Origin of the sequence: Erwinia magellanica (assembly GCF_039023495.1) — a bacterium.
Classification (GTDB): Bacteria; Pseudomonadota; Gammaproteobacteria; order Enterobacterales; family Enterobacteriaceae; genus Erwinia.
The window spans coordinates 503,865-523,048 of record NZ_JBCHVC010000003.1 but is presented as its reverse complement, the minus strand read 5'-3'; the positions used below and the strand labels follow the sequence as shown (position 1 = coordinate 523,048).

General features: G+C 51.4%; 17 protein-coding genes. 7 read left to right on the top strand and 10 right to left on the bottom strand.

Annotated features, from left to right (window positions below; all coding sequences use genetic code 11):
* Positions 1-113 precede the first annotated feature (113 nt).
* The gene (locus AAH450_RS14160; protein WP_342910780.1) at positions 114-1,133 is read right to left on the bottom strand and encodes an alpha/beta hydrolase; all 1,020 of its coding nucleotides are present in this window, start codon (positions 1,131-1,133) and stop codon (positions 114-116) included.
* A gap of 213 nt (positions 1,134-1,346) precedes the next feature.
* Between AAH450_RS14160 and AAH450_RS14155 the strand changes: the two genes are divergently transcribed.
* Positions 1,347-1,679 carry an MmcQ/YjbR family DNA-binding protein gene (locus AAH450_RS14155; protein WP_318788442.1) on the top strand — a complete coding sequence of 111 codons (333 nt, stop codon included), beginning with the start codon at positions 1,347-1,349 and terminating at the stop codon, positions 1,677-1,679.
* A gap of 376 nt (positions 1,680-2,055) precedes the next feature.
* On the opposite strand, the gene AAH450_RS14150 is transcribed toward AAH450_RS14155, so the two are convergent.
* Together AAH450_RS14150 and uvrA are read right to left on the bottom strand one after the other, a co-directional pair.
* Complete coding sequence (locus AAH450_RS14150; RefSeq protein ID WP_342910779.1) at positions 2,056-3,111, bottom strand: NAD(P)-dependent alcohol dehydrogenase; 1,056 nt, start codon at positions 3,109-3,111, stop codon at positions 2,056-2,058.
* A 288-nt stretch (positions 3,112-3,399) separates the two neighbouring features.
* On the bottom strand, positions 3,400-6,231 hold the full coding sequence (gene uvrA, locus AAH450_RS14145) for an excinuclease ABC subunit UvrA (RefSeq protein WP_342910778.1): 2,832 nt from the start codon (positions 6,229-6,231) through the stop codon (positions 3,400-3,402).
* A gap of 298 nt (positions 6,232-6,529) precedes the next feature.
* Between uvrA and ssb1 the strand changes: the two genes are divergently transcribed.
* Positions 6,530-7,078 (top strand): single-stranded DNA-binding protein SSB1, encoded by a 549-nt coding sequence (ssb1, locus tag AAH450_RS14140; protein WP_306208595.1) that lies wholly within the window; start codon positions 6,530-6,532, stop codon positions 7,076-7,078.
* Positions 7,079-7,177: 99 nt separating this feature from the next.
* Here ssb1 and AAH450_RS14135 read toward each other — a convergent pair whose 3' ends face one another.
* The gene (locus tag AAH450_RS14135) at positions 7,178-7,387 is read right to left on the bottom strand and encodes a YdgH/BhsA/McbA family protein (RefSeq protein ID WP_342910777.1); all 210 of its coding nucleotides are present in this window, start codon (positions 7,385-7,387) and stop codon (positions 7,178-7,180) included.
* A 485-nt stretch (positions 7,388-7,872) separates the two neighbouring features.
* Here AAH450_RS14135 and AAH450_RS14130 point away from each other — a divergent pair, with 485 nt between their 5' ends.
* Positions 7,873-8,937 (top strand): mechanosensitive ion channel family protein, encoded by a 1,065-nt coding sequence (locus AAH450_RS14130; protein WP_342910776.1) that lies wholly within the window; start codon positions 7,873-7,875, stop codon positions 8,935-8,937.
* Positions 8,938-9,048: 111 nt separating this feature from the next.
* On the opposite strand, the gene AAH450_RS14125 is transcribed toward AAH450_RS14130, so the two are convergent.
* The 4 genes from AAH450_RS14125 to AAH450_RS14110 all read right to left on the bottom strand — a co-directional run bounded on the left by AAH450_RS14125 (position 9,049) and on the right by AAH450_RS14110 (position 11,767).
* Positions 9,049-9,258, bottom strand: a complete 210-nt coding sequence (locus tag AAH450_RS14125; protein WP_342910775.1) for a YdgH/BhsA/McbA family protein — start codon at positions 9,256-9,258, stop codon at positions 9,049-9,051.
* Positions 9,259-9,486: 228 nt separating this feature from the next.
* The gene (locus AAH450_RS14120) at positions 9,487-10,350 is read right to left on the bottom strand and encodes an alpha/beta fold hydrolase (RefSeq protein ID WP_342910774.1); all 864 of its coding nucleotides are present in this window, start codon (positions 10,348-10,350) and stop codon (positions 9,487-9,489) included.
* A 315-nt stretch (positions 10,351-10,665) separates the two neighbouring features.
* Positions 10,666-11,145: a carboxymuconolactone decarboxylase family protein gene (locus tag AAH450_RS14115; RefSeq protein ID WP_342910773.1), complete on the bottom strand. Its 480-nt coding sequence runs from the start codon at positions 11,143-11,145 to the stop codon at positions 10,666-10,668.
* Between the two features lie 10 nt (positions 11,146-11,155).
* Positions 11,156-11,767: an FMN-dependent NADH-azoreductase gene (locus tag AAH450_RS14110; RefSeq protein WP_342910772.1), complete on the bottom strand. Its 612-nt coding sequence runs from the start codon at positions 11,765-11,767 to the stop codon at positions 11,156-11,158.
* A gap of 290 nt (positions 11,768-12,057) precedes the next feature.
* Here AAH450_RS14110 and pdxR point away from each other — a divergent pair, with 290 nt between their 5' ends.
* Complete coding sequence (gene pdxR, locus AAH450_RS14105; protein WP_342910838.1) at positions 12,058-13,458, top strand: MocR-like pyridoxine biosynthesis transcription factor PdxR; 1,401 nt, start codon at positions 12,058-12,060, stop codon at positions 13,456-13,458.
* 309 nt (positions 13,459-13,767) lie between these two features.
* Here the strand turns inward: pdxR and AAH450_RS14100 are convergent, their stop codons facing one another.
* Together AAH450_RS14100 and AAH450_RS14095 are read right to left on the bottom strand one after the other, a co-directional pair.
* Complete coding sequence (locus tag AAH450_RS14100; RefSeq protein ID WP_342910771.1) at positions 13,768-14,082, bottom strand: helix-turn-helix domain-containing protein; 315 nt, start codon at positions 14,080-14,082, stop codon at positions 13,768-13,770.
* Positions 14,083-14,643: 561 nt separating this feature from the next.
* Entirely contained in the window at positions 14,644-15,765 is a 1,122-nt protein-coding gene (locus tag AAH450_RS14095; RefSeq protein WP_342910770.1) for a serine hydrolase domain-containing protein, read from the bottom strand.
* 95 nt (positions 15,766-15,860) lie between these two features.
* Between AAH450_RS14095 and AAH450_RS14090 the strand changes: the two genes are divergently transcribed.
* From AAH450_RS14090 to AAH450_RS14080, 3 genes are all read left to right on the top strand, one after another.
* A complete protein-coding gene (locus AAH450_RS14090) occupies positions 15,861-16,673 on the top strand; it encodes a helix-turn-helix transcriptional regulator (protein WP_318788464.1) in 813 nt (270 codons plus the stop codon).
* A gap of 95 nt (positions 16,674-16,768) precedes the next feature.
* On the top strand, positions 16,769-18,184 hold the full coding sequence (locus AAH450_RS14085; RefSeq protein ID WP_342910769.1) for an NAD-dependent succinate-semialdehyde dehydrogenase: 1,416 nt from the start codon (positions 16,769-16,771) through the stop codon (positions 18,182-18,184).
* Positions 18,185-18,494: 310 nt separating this feature from the next.
* On the top strand, positions 18,495-19,175 hold the full coding sequence (locus tag AAH450_RS14080) for a type 1 glutamine amidotransferase domain-containing protein (RefSeq protein ID WP_342908934.1): 681 nt from the start codon (positions 18,495-18,497) through the stop codon (positions 19,173-19,175).
* The last annotated feature ends 9 nt before the right edge of the window (positions 19,176-19,184 follow it).

Genomic DNA, 19,184 nt, shown 5'->3' with positions numbered 1-19,184 from the left:
TTTGCGAAAAAGCGTTACTGAACAGAAAGCTAACGGAATTAAATCCGTTAGCTTTCAAAGGCGTTCTTTACTGCAAAGGGTACAAACAGGCCGCCTGGCTGGTGGCCTTCTGCTTATTTAAGATGCCGTTGCAGTTCAGCTGCTGCCTGCTGAATAGCCGTGCGGACCGTTGGTTCCTGGCTCAGGGCATTCAGTAACCCGTAATCATGGATCATGCCGTTATACCGCGTCACGGTAACGGGGACGCCTGCTGCATCAAGTTTCCGGCCAAAAGCTTCACCCTCATCACGAAGCACATCCAGCTCTGCGGTCTGAATCAGCGTGGGTGGCAAGCCCTGAAGCTGCGCTGAGGTGGCGCGTAAAGGCGAGGCCAGAATGTTGTTGCGGTCCTGTTCCGACTGGGTGTAACTGTCCCAGAACCATTTCATCATGTTTTTCGTCAGAAAATAGCCGTCGGCAAACTGCTCATAAGAGGCGGTGCTGAAGCTGGCATCGGTCACCGGCCAGAGCATGACATCGTAACGGATGGCCGGAGTATGATTATTTTTCGCCTGTAGCGCGACGGCAGCCACCATATTTCCCCCCACGCTGTTGCCTGCCAGCGCAAGACGCTTGCCATCCACCCCAATCTCATCACCGTGCTGAGCAACCCATTTTGTTGCTTCATAGGCTTGTGTAATCGCTACCGGGAAATGAGCTTCCGGTGAGGGATCGTAATTAACAAATACGGCAGCGGCACCAGACTCATTGACCAGATCACGGACCAGGCGTTCATGGGTCGGATAATCACCTAACACCCAGCCTCCACCATGGAAGAACATGAACACCGGCAGCGTACCCTCTGCATGCAGCGGTTTCACAATGGTCAGGGTCAACGGTTTCCCCATCACGCTGATTGTTTTCTCAGAAACCTGTGCCGGAGGAAGCGAAGCTCCTTTCTGCGCCCCGACGAGTACGTTGCGGGCATCTGCCGGCGAAAGTTGTTCAACAGGCTTTCCGCCGCCGCTGTTTAACGCGTGCAGGAATTTTGCCACGCCTGCCGTTGGAGCAGGCTGGTTGCCTGGTTCGGCAGCCCAGGCAGACAATGTACTGGTTAACAACATAGCGGCTATGGCGGTTTTTTTGCTGTTCATGGCGGATCCCTCAGTCGAAGTTTAATTTGCTATTAAATAGTGTGCTACTTAAGTCGGTAGAGCTATCCTGCCATAACAAATTTATTTTGCAAGCGATTAGTTATCGCGATAACTAAAAAATCAGATGGCCCGTTTTGAGCCGGGGGAGGGTATGCTAAAGAAATCACCTATACTCACCTACCACGGTGACTACGCTGCAAGGGGAGTTAAAGCATGAACGTATCGGATCTTCTGACTTACTGCATGGATAAACCGGGCGCGGAACAGAGCGTTCACAGTGACTGGAAAGCAACACAGATTAAAGTCGACGACGTATTATTTGCGCTGGTTCATGAAGTTGATGGTCGCCCGGCGGTGGCCCTGAAAGCAACGCCTGCGCTGGCAGAGTTACTGCGTGATGCGCATGAAGATGTGCAGCCCAGCGAACATCTTAACAAGTCGCACTGGAGCACCGTGCTACTGGACGGCACGCTGAAAGATTCGCAGATTTACTATCTGGTGGATGCCTCTTTGCAGAAGGCGCTGGATACGCGCCGCGCGCACTAGCTGTCTGAGCAATTGCCAAAGGGCCGAATGATATTCAGGCCGCCCTGAATGCGCCCGACATTGCTCGTCGGCTTCTTGTCAGCGGATGCGGTTCGCCTTGCTCACCCTGGCGGATCCTGCCCTGTGCTTGTGCAGCCAGACTGATGGTATTGCTCCCGGCTCTGGCATAGCGCCATGCGCAGTTTTACCTCCTGCTTCACAAGGTTATTCGCCACTGGGCTGAAATGCAGGCTGCGAGGAATTTTATCAGCAGGCGAGCTGGCTGAAAGTGGTGCTGGCACGCTGCCAAGCCCGAGGCGATTCTGCAAAGGCACCATTCGGAATAAAAAAACGGGCGGAAAATTCCGCCCGTCTGCAACAATAGTACCAGCAGGGTTTACTGGTTACGCAGCGTATTGATGTCGATCACAAAACGGTATTTCACGTCGCTTTTCAGCATACGTTCGTAAGCTTCGTTCACTTCTTCCATTTTGATCATCTCAATATCGGAAGTGATGTTGTGCTTACCGCAGAAATCCAGCATCTCCTGCGTCTCTTTGATGCCGCCAATCAGCGAACCGGCAATGCTGCGGCGTTTAAAGATCAGGTTAACAACCTGCGGTGACGGATGGTCATGTTCAGGAACGCCAACCAGCGTCATATTGCCGTCGCGGCGCAGCAGGTTAATGAACGGGTTCAGGTCGTGCTGGGCTGCCACGGTATTGAGGATAAAGTCGAAGCTGTTAACGTGCGCAGCCATCTGCTCCGCATCTTTTGAAATCACCACTTCGTCCGCACCCAGGCGCTTGCCATCTTCCACTTTAGAAGGTGAGGTGGTGAACAGCACAACATAGGCACCCATGGCATGAGCAATTTTCACGCCCATATGGCCCAGGCCACCCAGGCCAACGATGCCGACTTTTTTACCGGGACCCACTTTCCAGTGCTGCAAAGGAGAGTAGGTAGTAATACCGGCGCACAGCAGCGGCGCGGTACCAGCCGGATCCAGATTCTCCGGTACGCGCAGCACGAAGTCTTCATTCACCACAACCTGCGTGGAATAACCACCGTAGGTGATATCACCCGTGATGCGGTCTTCGCCGTTATAGGTGCCGGTGAAGCCGTTTTCACAATACTGCTCCAGGTCCTCTTTACAGCTGTCGCAGGTACGACAGGAATCAACCATGCAGCCTACGCCGACCAGATCGCCGACTTTGTATTTATGAGTATGGCCGCCTACCGCCGTTACGCGGCCTACGATTTCATGGCCTGGAACGACGGGAAAAATGGTGTTTTTCCACTCGTTACGGGCCTGATGGAGGTCGGAATGGCAAACGCCACAGTACATCACTTCAATCTGGACATCGTGTTCACGCAGTTCGCGCGGCTGGTACTCAAACGGGGCCAGCTTCGATTTTGCATCCTGTGCAGCATAGGCATGCGTAATATTCATGGTATCTCCAGTCAGTGAAAGTTTTTTTGAACGTAACGCTTAGATGAGTCCCTGCAAAGGGCGTCGTGATCTGAACAGATCAGAGAACAGTAAGGATAGTTAGCGAAACGCAAAGGCGGTATGCCGGAACCTGTCTAAATCTTGCCTTATCCTGCACGATTACGCTGAATGCGGCAAAAATCGCCTTAAAAGATGGGTGATTTGTTGAAAAGCGTAGATTTTATTTTTCACACAATAAACATCAGGGTGTCATTTGTCGGGGCAGAATTCTCCGCCCCGACAACGTTATTACTTCACATCCAACAACGGCTTGAGGAAGCGCGCGGTATGCGACTCTTTGCACAGCGCTACCGTCTCTGGCGTGCCGGAAACCAGAATTTCACCGCCGCCGCTGCCGCCTTCCGGACCAAGATCCACTATCCAGTCCGCGGTTTTGATCACATCAAGGTTGTGCTCAATCACCACGATGGTATTGCCCTGGTCGCGCAGCTTATGCAGCACTTCCAGCAGCTGCTGAATATCCGCAAAATGCAGACCGGTGGTCGGCTCATCAAGGATATAGAGCGTCTGGCCCGTTCCGCGTTTGGAAAGCTCACGTGCCAGCTTCACGCGCTGCGCCTCACCCCCGGAAAGGGTGGTGGCCGACTGCCCCAGCCGGATATAGGAGAGACCAACGTCCATCAGCGTCTGTAGCTTACGCGCCAGCGCAGGAACGGCATCAAAGAACTCGCGGGCCTCTTCAATGGTCATATCCAGCACTTCGTGAATATTCTTCGCCTTATACTTAATTTCCAGCGTTTCACGGTTATAGCGTTTGCCTTTGCACTGATCGCACGGCACGTAGATATCGGGCAGGAAATGCATCTCAACTTTAATTACGCCATCACCCTGACAGGCTTCACAACGCCCGCCACGGACGTTAAAGCTGAAACGTCCCGGTGTATAACCCCGCGTGCGCGATTCCGGCACGCCAGCAAACAGCTCACGTACTGGCGTGAAAATGCCGGTATAGGTTGCCGGGTTAGAGCGCGGCGTGCGGCCAATCGGACTCTGGTCAATATCGATAACCTTATCGAAGTTTTCCATGCCGGTGACTTCGCGATAAGGCGCGGCTTCCGCAACGGTTGCGCCGTTGAGCTGACGCTGGGCAATCGGGAACAGCGTATCGTTGATCAGCGTGGATTTTCCCGAGCCGGAGACCCCAGTAATGCAGCTGAAGAGGCCTACCGGCAGCGTCAGCGTCACATCTTTCAGGTTGTTGCCTTTGGCGCCGGTCAGCTTAAGAACCTTGCTGGGATCTGCCTTCACGCGCTCTTTTGGCACCGCAATGCCACGCTTGCCGCTGAGGTATTGCCCGGTTAACGACTCCTCAACCGCCATGATGTCATCTACGGTGCCTTCCGCCACCACCTGACCACCATGTACGCCAGCGCCCGGACCGATATCAATCACGTGGTCAGCCGCACGGATAGCGTCTTCATCATGCTCAACCACAATCACCGTGTTGCCGAGATTGCGCAGATGCACCAGCGTCTCCAGCAGACGCTCATTGTCGCGCTGATGCAGGCCGATAGAGGGTTCATCCAGCACGTACATAACGCCGACCAGCCCCGCACCAATCTGGCTCGCCAGGCGGATACGCTGCGCTTCACCACCAGAGAGCGTATCGGCAGAGCGGGACATAGAGAGATAGTTCAGGCCCACGTTCACCAGGAACCGCAGGCGGTCGCCAATCTCCTTCAGCACTTTTTCAGCTATCTGCGCCCGCTGGCCGCTCAGCTTCATGTTCTGGAAGAAATCGAGCGCATGGCCGATGCTCATATCAGAGATGGTCGGCAGCGTGGTGTTCTCTACAAACACATGGCGCGCTTCACGCTTCAGGCGCGTTCCGTGGCAGCTGGCACAGGAGCGGTTGCTGATAAATTTCGCCAGATCTTCACGTACTGCTGAAGATTCGGTCTCTTTATAGCGGCGCTCCATATTATGCAGCACGCCCTCAAACGGATGGCGGCGCACGGAGGTATCGCCGCGATCGTTGATGTACTTGAATTCGATGCTCTCTTTGCCGGAACCAAACAGGATCACCTGACGGGCATGATCCTTCAGCGTTTCAAACGGCGCTTCAATATCAAATTTCAGATGTTCGGCGAGTGAACGCAGCATCTGGAAATAGTAGAAGTTGCGGCGGTCCCAGCCACGAATAGCGCCGCCAGCCAGCGACAGCTCCGGGTTCTGTACCACGCGATCCGGGTCGAAATATTGCTGTACGCCCAGGCCGTCACAGGTTGGGCAGGCACCGGCCGGATTGTTGAAGGAGAAGAGGCGCGGTTCCAGCTCGCTCATGCTGTAGCCGCAGACCGGGCAGGCGAAGTTAGCGGAGAACACCAGTTCTTCGACCGCTTCATCATCCATATCAGCCACAACGGCGGTACCGCCAGAAAGCTCCAGCGCGGTTTCAAAGGATTCCGCCAGACGCTGCTGTAAGTCTTCGCGCACTTTAAAGCGGTCTACCACCACTTCAATGGTGTGTTTTTTTTGCAGCTCAAGCTTTGGCGGATCGGACAGATCGCACACTTCACCATCAATACGGGCGCGGATATAGCCCTGTGACGCCAGGTTTTCCAGCGTCTTGGTGTGCTCGCCTTTACGATCTTTGATAACAGGCGCCAGCAGCATCAGGCGGCGGCCTTCCGGCTGAGCCAGCACGTTGTCCACCATCTGGCTGACGGTTTGTGCAGCCAGCGGCACGTCGTGATCCGGGCAGCGAGGCTCACCCACGCGGGCAAACAGCAGGCGCAGGTAGTCATGGATTTCAGTGATTGTTCCCACGGTGGAGCGCGGGTTATGTGACGTGGATTTCTGCTCGATGGAAATGGCAGGCGAAAGCCCTTCAATATGATCAACGTCCGGTTTCTCCATCAGGGAGAGAAACTGGCGCGCATAGGCAGAGAGAGATTCCACGTAACGGCGTTGCCCCTCGGCATAGAGCGTATCAAACGCCAGCGAGGACTTACCGGAACCTGACAGGCCTGTGACAACGATCAGTTTGTCGCGAGGGATGATCAGGTTAATATTTTTCAAATTATGGGTGCGTGCACCCCGTACTTCGATCTTATCCATTCACAATTCCCGGATTAACACAGACCTCACCGTGCAGGCACGGTCAGAATGAAGCCTGTTATTATGGCACAAAAAAACCTATATGGATAACCAGTGTTTTGCCAGCAGAGCACACCAGGATCCTGATCCTGACCGGCGCCTGACCGGAAAATTTTCCGATCCTTCTCAGGCCGCAACCTGCAACGTTGCAAGCCTGATAAACCCTTTTCGATCCCAATCTGAAAGTAGGATCTCAAAGAGTGGCATGTTAGAATTTCCGGCTTAGACTTAAAGCAGAACAATTATCGGAGACACCAACATGGCCAGCAGAGGCGTAAACAAAGTGATCCTGGTGGGCAACCTGGGTCAAGACCCGGAAGTTCGCTACATGCCGAATGGCGGCGCCGTTGCCAACATTACCCTGGCCACGTCTGAAAGCTGGCGTGACAAGCAGACCGGCGAAACCAAAGAGAAAACCGAATGGCACCGTGTTGTGCTGTTTGGCAAGCTGGCGGAAGTGGCGGGTGAATACCTGCGTAAAGGTTCCCAGGTTTATATCGAAGGCGCGCTACAGACCCGCAAATGGACTGACCAGGCTGGCGTAGAGAAATACACCACGGAAGTGGTGGTTAACGTCGGCGGCACCATGCAGATGCTGGGTGGCCGTCAGGGTGGCGGTGCAGGCGCACCGGCAGGCGGCGGTGGCCAGGGCAACAACAACGGTTGGGGCCAGCCTCAGCAGCCGCAGGGCGGCAGCAACAACCAGTTCAGCGGCGGCCAGCAGTCCCGTCCGCAGCAGCCACAGCAGAATAACGCTCCGGCTAACAATGAACCGCCAATGGATTTTGACGACGATATTCCTTTCTGAGGAAGCTCATTACAGTCATCGTTCCATAAAAACAGTGAAACCCTGCTCAGGCAGGGTTTTTTTGTTTCAATATCGCGGTAGTGCTTTAACGCCGGACGCTTATTTAGTCAGTTCAGCCGATACGTAAGCACCGTTATCAACGCGTGCACCGGTGATTTTATAAGTTGCGCCAGCTTGCAGAGCCTGAGCGGAAATTTGCGCTTCAGCATCGTCAAGAGTAGGGGCTGAAACGGTTATGCTCTGGGCAGAGCTGCCGAAAGAGATCAGGGAAAGAGCGGCAACTGCAACGAAAGTTTTGATGGTTTTCATGTTTAATTCCTCAGAGATAATTTTATTAAGAGGCCGTTCCGCCTCGATAAAATCATAATAGGCGCAAACATGAATGTTTAAAAGCTGAACAATTTGCTGAAATTATTCAATAAATTTGAATGATAATCAGGCCGCTTTTAACCGCTCGGTAAGCACTTTATATCCTGCCAGCCACAGGGCGCTAACCTTGCGCTGTCCCTCTGAAACGGTATCGATCCGGCTGAAGGCTATCCCTATACCAAAGCAGACTGCCGGAGTAGAGCCGCCAGCTTCTCAGGCTTCTTCAGCCAACTGAGTGAGGTCAGTGGCGTTTATGCTACCCTTTATATTGGTTTATTTTCATGGATATTTGGCGTTAAACGTCAGTTATCTGAACTTATGTGCGTTAACCAATGAATATGCAGATAATCGGGAAGACAACGGTTACTGAAATTTTATTACTGATATGACAACTATAAATTGTTGTCTGAATATAAGGGAAAAAAATGCCAATGATATTCGGTGAGTTATCTGGTGCGCCATCATGGGTGCCTGCTGTATTGCTCGTCACTCTCTCATTTGCAGTGGGGTTCCTGGCCCGATTTATACTTCTCGTGTTTATTCGCTACTGGCAGAAGCGTGACCGAAAGCTATTCAAATCCCTTGAAAAAAATCTTCGTGGATCGATGTTTCTTTTCATTCCGTTGATGTTAATAAATATTGGCGTTAATTATATTAACATTCACCCCAGTTATCTCTATATTATTACCAATATCGTTAATATATTCATTATATTATCATTTTGCTCGATTTTAATTCGACTGACCAATGTTGTGCAGGATATGCTTTTTATACGCTATGACATTAATCTTTCAAATAACCTTCGCGCCCGTAAAGTTCGTACTCAGATAATATATGTAAAAAAGGTCGCTATTGTCCTGCTGGTCTCATTCTGTGTTTCTCTGATACTACTCAGTTTCCCTGGCATTCGAAAATTTGGCACAACCATCCTGGCCGGTGCGGGGGTAGCCGGAATAATCATTGGGTTTGCCTTGCAGAAGTCGCTTGTCAACCTGTTTGCCGGTATTCAGATAGCCTTTACGCAACCTATAAAAATTGATGATGCGGTAGTGGTTGAAAAAGAGTGGGGCTGGATTGAGGAGATCAACCTGACTTATGTTGTTGTGCGTATCTGGGACCTGCGCCGACTGGTGCTGCCTATAACCTACTTTACAGAAAATGCCTTCCAGAACTGGACGCGTAATAACGCACAAATATTAGGCTCTGTTTTTCTTTATGTTGATTACACCATGCCTTTAGAGCCTCTGCGTAAGCATTTTGAAAAAGTCCTCAGTGAGACAAAATTATGGGATCAACAAACTCAGGTGCTTCAGGTTACTGATACTAATGAGAAAACCATGACAATCAGAATGTTGATGACCGCGCAGAACTCACCCATAGCCTGGGATTTACGCTGTCACGTACGTGAGAAAATGATTGAGTTTATTCAGCAAAATTATCCGCAGAGCCTCCCTCACGTCAGAGCTACACTCACCGAAGCCGATGAATGATAGTCCGGCCGATCGGCAGCTAATCGCCCTGGTTTATTCTGGAAACCGTGAAACCCTGCTCAGGCAGGGTTTTTTGTTTCATTATCGCGGTAGTGCTTTAACGCCGGACGCTTATTTAATCAGTTCAGCCGATACGTAAGCACCGTTATCAACACGTGCACCGGTGATTTTATAAGTTGCGCCAGCTTGCAGAGCCTGAGCAGAAATTTGCGCTTCAGCATCGTCAAGAGTAGGGGCTGAAACGGTAATGCTCTGGGCAAAGCTGCCGAAAGAGATCAGGGAAAGAGCGGCAACTGCAACGAAAGTTTTGATGGTTTTCATGTTTAATTCCTCAGAGATAATTTTATTAAGAGGCCGTTCCGCCTCGATAAATTCATAATAGGCGCAAACATGAATGTTTAAAAGCTGAACAATTTGCTGAAATTATTCAATAAAATTGATTGATTATCTGGCCGGTGTTAACCGGTGAATAAACGCTTTATGCTTCTGCCACACGCATAAAGTTCACCTTTTCCTGTCACGTGGGCAGGGCATTTAGCTGGCTGAACACTACTCAGAGGATAAAAGAAACTGCCGCAGTACAGCCGCAAGCTCTTCGGGAGCCTCTTCGGCCATATGGTGGCCGCTGTTAATGCTCTTACCCTGCACATTATGCGCCCAGCGTCTCCAGATGGCAGGAATATCGCCATAGATCTCTTCCAGGTCATCATGCTCAGCCCACAGCATGAGCAGAGGGCACTTAATCATTCTGCCTGCCTGACGGTCCTGAAGTTCATGCTGTCTATCTACAGACAATCCGGCTCGGTAATCTTCAATCATCCCATGTACTGTGGCTGGATCATGTATCGCCCGTCTGAACTCTTCATACTCTTCATCTCCCATCGTTTCCGGACGCTCGCCGTACCACTGGTCAGGATCGGCCAGGATAGCCCGCTCCGGCTTTTCAGGTTGCGCAAAGAAAAACCAGTGATACCACTGGCGGGCAAATTTCTCATTACATCGCCCCAGTGCTTCGAGTATGGGAACGCATTCCAGTACCGCCAGGCGCGTAATCTTTTCGGGATAATCTAAAGCGGTGCGGTAGGCGGTATAACTTCCTCTGTCATGCCCGACTAACGCAAATTTCTCAAAGCCGAGAAAGCTCATCAGCTCTATACAATCGCGGGCTTTTGCTTTTTTAGAGGAGCCTGCATGATCGGGTAAGTCAGCGGGTATGGAAGATCGACCAAAACCGCGTAAGTCCGGGCACACCACGGTGAAGGATTGAGCAAGCAGCGGGGCGACCTTTGACCAGGTTGCGTGAGTACGGGGATGGCCATGCAGTAACAGCACCGGTGGGCCATTGCCGCCATAACGTACGTTAAGCACGGCTTCAGAAAGCGTAACTTCCTGCTGGGTAAATCCTGCAAACATACTTTTCTCCTTATCTGCATAGAGTAAGGAGTATAGTTTTTCTTTAGCGGCAGCCTGGTTGCTGGGGGTTTGGCGGAAGGCACACTTTCCTGGATAGTTTACTGCTGCCAGTCACCACCGGCATAAATCAACTATCTTCGCTGAGGGAAAAACCATAAATAACTTAACACGCGAATTTATAAACCAGAATGTACCGCTCGCTGGCGTGACTTCCGTTCTGCCCGCACTGTGCGGGCAGTTAGCAGTTATCACGGATGCCAGTCGGGCTGAAGCAGAATGCTGACCCCGGCATATTTCTTGCCCAAATCTGGCGACTTATTGCAGGTTAGCCCGCTCCAGTCCATAGGCGCTATCCTGTGAACCCGGCGCCATCTGTGAAATAAGCTGCAACCGGTTCCAGCTGTTAATAATTGAAATGGCAAAGGTCAGCTCTGAAATTTCAACGTCAGAGAAATGCTCCTGTGTTGAAAGATAAACCTCTTGCGTAACGCCATGGTCACTAATGCGGGTCAGCGCTTCCGTCAGCGCCAGTGCCGCTTTCTCTTTGGCCGTAAAGAGAGGCGACTCCCGCCAGATTGGAAGGTGATAAATACGCAGTTCGCGCTCACCATTAATTTTTGCCTGTTTAACGTGCATGTCCAGGCAGAAAGCGCAGCCATTCAGTTGGGAAGCTCTGATATCAATCAGATCTTTAATGACCCGATCGACAGACGTAGCGTGAGAGGCCTGCGTAACGCCGGAGAGCGATTTGATTAACGCCGGTACCGTTTTGAAATGATTTACTCGAGTACTCATAATAATGTCCTCAGTTAATTGGAAGGTGGTTAACAAACTGGATGGCGGAAGGTAAAGCGGTTTCGCGGTTACGCGGATCGTGCGTTCCCTCTATACGAATAAACTCTATGTCTGTAATGCCGATATAGGTCAGCGCCGTTCTGATATAGGGTGTGAACTGGTCATCGTGCATGGAAGGGGCATGGGTAAAAATGCTGCCGCTGGCGACCACGACATAGACTTTTTTGCCTGTAACAAGCCCAAATTTGGTGCCCGTTTCAGAGAAACCAAAAGTGCGGCCCGCTCTGGTGATATGGTCAAACCAGGCTTTCAGAACCGAAGGCAGCCCCAAATTCCACATAGGTGAAGAGATAATGACAAGGTCATTTTCCAGCAGTAAATCAACCATTTCATCAGAGCGCGCAACTGCGGTGCGCTGCTCCGGAGTGCGGTTTTCGGCTCGGGTAAAAAAGGCACCAATAGTAAGTGCGTCCAGATGAGGCAAGGGCGCCACGGATAAATCCACCACCGTTTCTGTCAGTCCCCTGTAATGTTTTTTTAATTTTTCCGCCAGAAGGGTCGATACGGCACGTGAAGCAGAACCTTCTGTATCAGGGCTGACTTTAATATGTAATAATTTCATAATCACCTTCTCCGGCGTCAGTTATTTCCTGGCGTTTAAAAAATTCACCTGATGCCCCGTTTAGCTTTCCGTTGAATAAGCACAAAGCACATATACACTTTTTAATCACAGTTAAAGCGTTATATTCTGCAAGCCGTTTTTCTCTTCTGTATAACCTTTCTTATTTACAGAGCGTATATTGCTTGCTGGCAGAAAACTCTTTTGAAGGCCGGGTAGCTTGTCTGGGTAGGGAAATAGTAACCGGACAGGATTTATTAAAAAGATACAAAAGGCGTAAATAAAGGTAGGACATCCAGATGGGATACAGAGGCATCTATGAGCAGTATCGTCAGCTGATCATCACCGGGCTGCTTAAGCCGGGTGACAAACTTCCGGCAATCCGGGTGCTGGCGGAAGAGTTAAAAGTTGCCAGAAAAACCGTTGAATCTGCTTACGCTATCCTTGTGGGTGAAGGATACATTGTCAGTCAGGGGGCCAGAGGAACAAGGGTTAACCCGGATTTAAAGGTGAGTGCTGTCAGTAGCCCTGTTGAAGCAAAAGTGGCGGATGCGGGTATCAATGAGATCCTCGATCTGCGGGACGGCAGCGGGGATCTCCGGCTGGGCATTCCGGCCCTTGATGAATTCCCTTTTAAAAAATGGCTGTTACTTTCTGGTAAAGCGGCCCGTTCACTGCGTCCGGAAGAGATGACCAACCAGCCTTTGATGGGCTATGCCCCCCTGCGTGAGGCACTGGCCAGCTACCTGCAAATCTCACGCGGGATAACCTGCACGCCTGAACAGCTATTTGTGACTAATGGCTATCGCACAAATATTCGCTTAATCCTGCAATCACTGGCTCAGCATAACGATAAAGTGGTGATGGAAGACCCAGGCTATTTTTTTGGCCAGAAGCTGCTCAAACGTATTGCTTCAAACCTGCATTACTCGCCAGTAAATCAGCAGGGGCTGGATACCTGTTATTTTAAGAAACACCATCATGATGCGCGTTTTGTCATCATAACCCCGACTCATCAAAGCCCCCTGGCCGTTTCCCTCTCTTTACCGCGAAAACATGAATTGCTGGCGTGGGCCAGTGAAAATCAAGGCTGGATTGTTGAAGATGATTATGACGGAGAGTTTCACTACACCCGTAAAGTTATACCTGCATTAAAGAGCCTTGATATCAATGAACGGGTGATTTATATCGGAACCTTCAGTAAAACCATCATGCCCGCGCTGCGTATTGGTTACATTGTTATGCCACCGGATACCATCCAGCGTTTCCGGGAAACGGGGGAAATTATAGAGGCCGGCCAACCTTTATTACCTCAAAAAATACTCAGTATGTTTCTCAGTGAAGGGCATTTTTTTAAACATATAAAAAGAATGCGCACTCTTTATCAGCAGCGAAGAGAGATAATGCTCGGCGCATTGCATGCACTCTATTCTGATATTTTTTATTATGAACTGACAGATGGCGGCATGCATATCGTGGCCTTTCTTCGCAAAGGCGTACAGGATGTGCCGCTTGCAGCTATCTGGCAGAAGCATAATCTTCAGGTCTTTCCTCTTTCCAGCTGGTACAGCCAGTCGCAGAAACGCTACGGTCTGGTTCTGGGCTATACAAATATTCGTTCGGAAGCGCATGCCATTACCTTGCTGGAAAAGCCGCTCCGGGAAACACTTGTGTTAATTAATTCAGCAACCTGAATGATCGGAGTTCTGGCGCAACGCACTCTGGTTCTGTGCCGTCGCTGCGGTGATAACCCGGTCTCCAGAGCTTACTTCTGGCGATAGCGCAGCTCAGTGTTACCTGCCGGTGCCATCCCAGAAGAGCAGAAAACAGAAAGCGCGCCAGCAGGAAATATAAACGCAGCGCAGTGACCATATAGGGGCGGACGGGAAAAGCTGGTGCGGCAGCATCGGCTTTATGCTCCCCAAAGGGCTGCTCTCCAGAGCGTACAGGGAATATAAAGAAAAACCGCGCCATTCAGCGCGGTTTGTTCAGTCACGGGCGCATCAGAGCTGGGCGAGGGTATGCAGGGTTTCCGGGTTCTGCTCTACCATGCGGATCAGCAAAACGGCCTGTGGGTTAGGCCTGGCTCTTCCCTGCTCCCAGTTCTGGTATGTGGTTTCACCCGTGTGAAGATAGCGGGCAAAAACTGCCTGTGACAGGTTGAGTTTTTCGCGCACGTTGCGCAGCTCCTGCGGTGCAATGGTGATGGGCGGGCGTTTGCTGACCTTGTAGCTTTTGAGCGTGATCTTACCATCCTGATGATCTTTAAGCTCCTGCATACCCGCCATCAGTTCACTGAAAATATCGCGTTTAGTCATGTCTCAGCCCCTTTTTAATCACATTCAGCGCATCCGCCAGGGCATCACGCTGCTGTTTGGTCAGATCATCGCGCTGATCTTTATCGTAGAGGGTAAACAGGATTGAACTGGCCTTTTTCGTTCGTCCAGTAATAGATAACCCTGATCCCGCCCCTTGCGCCCTTGTTCCGGCGCTCATCCCTGAAACGAACTTTACGTAGCCCGCCTGTATCAGGGATCACATCGCCCTTTTCAGGGTCGGCCAGCAACATGTTCTGAAACAGCCTGAACTGATCATCATTCAGATATTCAGCCCGGTATTTCTGGAAGCTGGAAAGCTCAATAAATGTCGCATGCATGATGTCACCTATCCCCAACTATGGGGTAGTTTATCCCCCATATGGAGATAATTCAACGATTGATATGCCCGGATTTTGTGTCTGATTGCACCCTCAGTTTATTCGGCACCAGCCAGCGATTCAGGTAAGTCTGTGCATGACTCATAAGCAGCGCATAAATGTAATAAATCAAATATTGGGCAACTCATCGGGCATCGGCGCAGTAACCGCCAGAGCTTTAGTTTTAACTCAGCGCGCATATCTCCTGCGCCAGCCGGCCAATTTCTGATTCCCGGAATAACTTACTTGCGCAGTTGGCCTCTGGATCGGCATGCATTGAACCCAGATTTGTCAGGATGACGATGGCACAATCCGTTTTTTCATACCACCATGCGCAGGCACTGAAACCCAATACGTTGCCGCCATGTCCTGTTGCTCTGCCGTTATTTGTCTCCGCTCTGAACAGACTCAATCCCATACTGGCGTTGTCGGCTGGCATCCAGTTCTGCATTTCCTGCCAGCTTTGGGCATTCAGCAGCCTGCCATTTTTCAATGCCAGAATAAAACTGATAAGATCCTGCGCCGTTGAAATTATGCCTCCAGCCGCCCATTCTACAGAGAGGTTGTTGGCAGAAACGTCAATAAGATTATTATTGGCTGGCTTAAACCAGGGGGAAAGTCCGGCATTTTTTATAAAGCTGGCGTCGGCATGATGATATTTGTTGGCTATTTTTAAAGGCGCAGAAAGTGCAGCGCCTGCTAAACAGGTATTCTCTAACGCAAGCGGCCCGATAATCCTTCTGTATAATTCTGTTTCAAAACTATTCTGTGTGACCCGTTCGATTAATAATCCCAGCAGCGTAAAGTTTGTATTGGAATAATTAAATTGTTCACCCGGACGGCACAATGGCTCTTTCCCGCGGATATACTCAATCGCTTCTGCGGGTGACCATCGCTTTTCTGGTTCTATCCCTTTACCGCGGGCAGCGCCAATCCATGCGGGCTGATTTTCCCAGCTCGGTATTCCGGTATAGTGTGACAGCAGTTGCCGGACAGTGACGGTTTCTGCGTTGGCGATCCCTGACAAAAAGCTTTTTTCTAACCAGTGTGACAGCGGCAGATCAAGCGAGAGTAAGCCTTCTTCAGTTAACTGAAGAATGATTACTGCAACAAACACCTTGGTAATGCTGCCGATGCCAAAACCGGTATCGGGGGTGATTTTTATCGAATGCTGAAGATCGCAACAGCCTGCCGAAGCCTGCCAGACTCGGTGGTGGCCTTTACCAACAGCCACTGAAATAGCTGGAAAATCTTTCAGGGTTAGCTGTTGAAGCAACTCTTTCAGTTGGATTTCCGGGGAGGACATGTTAACCCTTTCCTTTTTGCGATAAGATTTTTCAGGCGATGCGCACAGAAAAAGATAGCTCTCATCAATGATTAAGCTAAAGGATAAAACGCTGTATGGTAAAAAAAACCTCTCCGGAACAGCGTCGTGAACTGGGCGCTTTCCTCGTAAGCCGGCGGGCGCGTCTGAACCCGCAGGAATTTGGCATGCCCGCAGGGACGCGCCGCACGCCAGGTTTACGGCGTGAAGAAGTGGCGGTACTGGCTGGCGTCAGCGTGAGTTGGTATACCTGGCTGGAGCAGGGCAGAGAGATTAAGCCCTCCGCCGATGCCCTGCAACGTATAGCCAAAGTCCTCAGGCTCGACAGAATTGAGTCTTCCCATCTTTTTGCCCTTTCACCCCGTGAAGAACCCCTGCCTCGTACGGTTGATGATGGCGTCAGCGAAGGGCTGGAGAGTCTGGTTCGGGCTATCGACCCCATCCCGGCCTATATCCGCAATACCCGGCTTGATATTCTTGCCTGGAATGATGCCATTGCAGAGCTGTTTATCGATTATGGTTCGCTGCAACCCCATGAGCGCAATACGTTGCGCCTGCTGTTTCTGTACCGGCCCTACCGCACGCTGATCCTGGATTGGGAGCAAATGGCGAGAGGGATGATCTCTGTGTTCCGCGCTTCACGGGCGCATGCGCAGAATAAAGCGCCATTCGACAACCTTATTCAGGAGCTTTCTGAACAAAGCCCGGAATTCCAGGAGTGGTGGCAGGATACGGAAGTGAAGGGCATGGGCGAGGGCAGCAAGCGGCTTTTACATCCTACCTCGGGTCATATTGAATTCACCTATGTCGCCTTAACGCCAGAGGGGCGTCCCGACCTTTCGCTGGTGACTTATATTCCACGACACGTTGCCAGTGACAGCGAGTCATAGGATAACAAGACGCCTTCCAGGGATGATCTGACCCGCCTAAAGTGGATTCACAGCAGCACACAACGTGCTCTCTTAAACCACCCGGAGGCAACATCATGTCATCTCAACCGATTCCAGTGACTCCCCCTGCCGTCAGCGTCGCGACTTCACGTAATCCTGCGACTGATGAGTTAATAGCGACCTATGCATTCCAGACCGCTGAGCAGGTGGAAAGCCTGCTGGCGGCAAATAACGCGGCTTTTCGTCTGTGGCGTGCCACCCCAATGTCTGAACGCGTCGTTGCTTATCGTCGCCTGTCGGCGATTTTGCGGGAACGCACAGAAAGCCTGGCGGGGATCATTACCGCAGAAATGGGAAAAACGCTGGCCGCCGCCCGTGGGGAAGTAGAGAAATGTGCCGCTACTCTTGACTGGATTGCGGACAACGGCCCGGCGATCCTCGCTGACGAACCTGTCTCTGTTGAGAATGACGATCGGGTGCATGTCTCCTATCTGCCTGTTGGCTCCATTCTGGCCGTTATGCCCTGGAACTTTCCGCTGTGGCAGGTGATCCGCGCCTCCGGGCCGATTATGCTTTCAGGCAACGGCTTTATTCTTAAGCATGCGCCGAATGTTATGGGCTCGGCTTATGCCTTACAGGATGCCTATGAGAGCGCAGGCTTCCCGGCAGGACTCTTTGCCAATCTTATTACTGATAACGATACCGTGGCACGGGTTATAGAAGATGACCGTGTAGCAGCGGTCACGTTGACCGGAAGTATGCGTGCAGGTTCTGCCGTTGCGTCAATCGCCGGCAAGGCGCTGAAAAAGAGTCTGCTGGAGCTGGGTGGTTCAGACGCGTTTATTGTGCTTGCTGATGCGAATATCGAACTGGCAGTGAAGGCGGCTGTAGAAGCGCGGTTCCAGAATGCAGGCCAGGTCTGTCTGGCGGCCAAGCGTTTTATTCTGGAAAAGCCTGTAGCTGAAGAATTCACCCAGAAATTTATCGCCGCCGTCAGGCAGCTGAAGATTGGCGACCCGCTTGACCCGCTTAATAACGTTGGCCCAATGGCGCGGAAAGATCTGCGGGAGGAGCTGCACCAGCAGGTAGAACGTACCCTTGCAGCCGGAGCAACGTTGCTTCTGGGCGGAAAGAAAATAGAGGGAAGCGGCAATTTTTATGAACCTACCGTATTGGGTAATGTCACTCCGGGTATGGCTGCATTTGATGAAGAAACGTTTGGTCCGGTGGCCGCTATCACCATTGCCGACAACGTAGAGCATGCCATTCTGCTGGCTAATACCAGCGATTATGGTTTAGGCGGCAATCTCTGGACCAGTGACTTAACACGAGCGCAGCGTATCGCACGTCGGCTGGAAACGGGCGGGGTCTTTATCAATGGATTTTCTGCCACTAACGCCAGGATACCCGTTGGCGGCGTGAAGAAGAGCGGCTATGGCCGCGAGCTTTCCCACTTTGGGTTACGTGAATTCACTAACGCGCAGGCCGTCTGGGCAAAAACGCTCGATTGATTTCTGCCAGACATAAAAAGTCTCTGAGGCAACCCTTTGAAAATATTGCTTTCATTGGGTTAGCCTCTCTCTGAACCCTGGCGAGTCAGGCAGCAGAGAAAAAAGAAGCAAATTACTTGTAGACGACTGGTCTAATGGATGTTAGCTTAGAGACATCAACCGGGGGTAAGCAAGAGTACAGACCGGTGTTGAACTGAAAAGTAAAAGAGTTCTTACAGAGATTATTTAACCAGGCCGGACTGTTTTTTTTACCTTGCAACTAGACGACCGGTCTAATCAAACTTTAAATACTATATTGCAGGAGTCACAAATGAAAATTCTTATGGTTCTGACCTCACACGATCAGCTGGGTGATACCGGACGCAAAACAGGTTTCTGGCTTGAAGAGCTGGCAGCGCCTTACTACGCCTTTAAAGATGCGGGCGCAGAAGTCACCCTGGCTTCGCCAAAAGGGGGCAACCCGCCGTTAGATCCTAAAAGCAACGAGCCTGATTTCCGCACTGAGCAGACGCACCGGTTTGAGGCCGACGCCGACGCCATTGCGCAGCTGGCCGAAACGGTCCGCCTGGACAGCGTGTCGCAGGCCGATTACGACGCGGTCTTTTATCCGGGTGGCCACGGCCCACTGTGGGATCTTGCGGAAGACAAGCACTCCATCGCATTAATCGAGGCCTTCCTGGCGGCAAACAAAAACGTCGCGCTGGTTTGTCATGCGCCCGGCGTGCTTCGCCACGTCAAAACGCCTGAGGGCGCGCCGCTGGTTCAGGGTAAAAAGGTCACCGGCTTCACCAATACCGAAGAGGAAGCGGTCGGCCTGACCCGGATTGTGCCTTTCCTGGTGGAAGACGAACTGATTGCCAAAGGCGGCCTCTACTCCAAAGGCGCGGACTGGAGTTCCTATGTCGTCAGCGACGGCCTGCTGATTACCGGTCAGAACCCGACCTCTTCTGCGGCCACGGCGGCACAGCTTCTTAAGCAGCTGGCTGAATAACACCCGGCG

What these genes read in the sequence shown, in the direction of transcription:
- AAH450_RS14130 (WP_342910776.1), top strand. Translation starts at nt 7,873, where the DNA reads ATGCCAATGATATTCGGTGAGTTATCTGGTGCGCCATCATGGGTGCCT.
- AAH450_RS14155 (WP_318788442.1), top strand. Translation starts at nt 1,347, where the DNA reads ATGAACGTATCGGATCTTCTGACTTACTGCATGGATAAACCGGGCGCG.
- AAH450_RS14090 (WP_318788464.1), top strand. Translation starts at nt 15,861, where the DNA reads ATGGTAAAAAAAACCTCTCCGGAACAGCGTCGTGAACTGGGCGCTTTC.
- AAH450_RS14100 (WP_342910771.1), bottom strand. Translation starts at nt 14,082, where the DNA reads ATGACTAAACGCGATATTTTCAGTGAACTGATGGCGGGTATGCAGGAG.
- AAH450_RS14135 (WP_342910777.1), bottom strand. Translation starts at nt 7,387, where the DNA reads ATGAAAACCATCAAAACTTTCGTTGCAGTTGCCGCTCTTTCCCTGATC.
- AAH450_RS14120 (WP_342910774.1), bottom strand. Translation starts at nt 10,350, where the DNA reads ATGTTTGCAGGATTTACCCAGCAGGAAGTTACGCTTTCTGAAGCCGTG.
- AAH450_RS14150 (WP_342910779.1), bottom strand. Translation starts at nt 3,111, where the DNA reads ATGAATATTACGCATGCCTATGCTGCACAGGATGCAAAATCGAAGCTG.
- uvrA (WP_342910778.1), bottom strand. Translation starts at nt 6,231, where the DNA reads ATGGATAAGATCGAAGTACGGGGTGCACGCACCCATAATTTGAAAAAT.
- AAH450_RS14125 (WP_342910775.1), bottom strand. Translation starts at nt 9,258, where the DNA reads ATGAAAACCATCAAAACTTTCGTTGCAGTTGCCGCTCTTTCCCTGATC.
- ssb1 (WP_306208595.1), top strand. Translation starts at nt 6,530, where the DNA reads ATGGCCAGCAGAGGCGTAAACAAAGTGATCCTGGTGGGCAACCTGGGT.
- AAH450_RS14095 (WP_342910770.1), bottom strand. Translation starts at nt 15,765, where the DNA reads ATGTCCTCCCCGGAAATCCAACTGAAAGAGTTGCTTCAACAGCTAACC.
- AAH450_RS14080 (WP_342908934.1), top strand. Translation starts at nt 18,495, where the DNA reads ATGAAAATTCTTATGGTTCTGACCTCACACGATCAGCTGGGTGATACC.
- AAH450_RS14160 (WP_342910780.1), bottom strand. Translation starts at nt 1,133, where the DNA reads ATGAACAGCAAAAAAACCGCCATAGCCGCTATGTTGTTAACCAGTACA.
- AAH450_RS14085 (WP_342910769.1), top strand. Translation starts at nt 16,769, where the DNA reads ATGTCATCTCAACCGATTCCAGTGACTCCCCCTGCCGTCAGCGTCGCG.
- AAH450_RS14110 (WP_342910772.1), bottom strand. Translation starts at nt 11,767, where the DNA reads ATGAAATTATTACATATTAAAGTCAGCCCTGATACAGAAGGTTCTGCT.
- AAH450_RS14115 (WP_342910773.1), bottom strand. Translation starts at nt 11,145, where the DNA reads ATGAGTACTCGAGTAAATCATTTCAAAACGGTACCGGCGTTAATCAAA.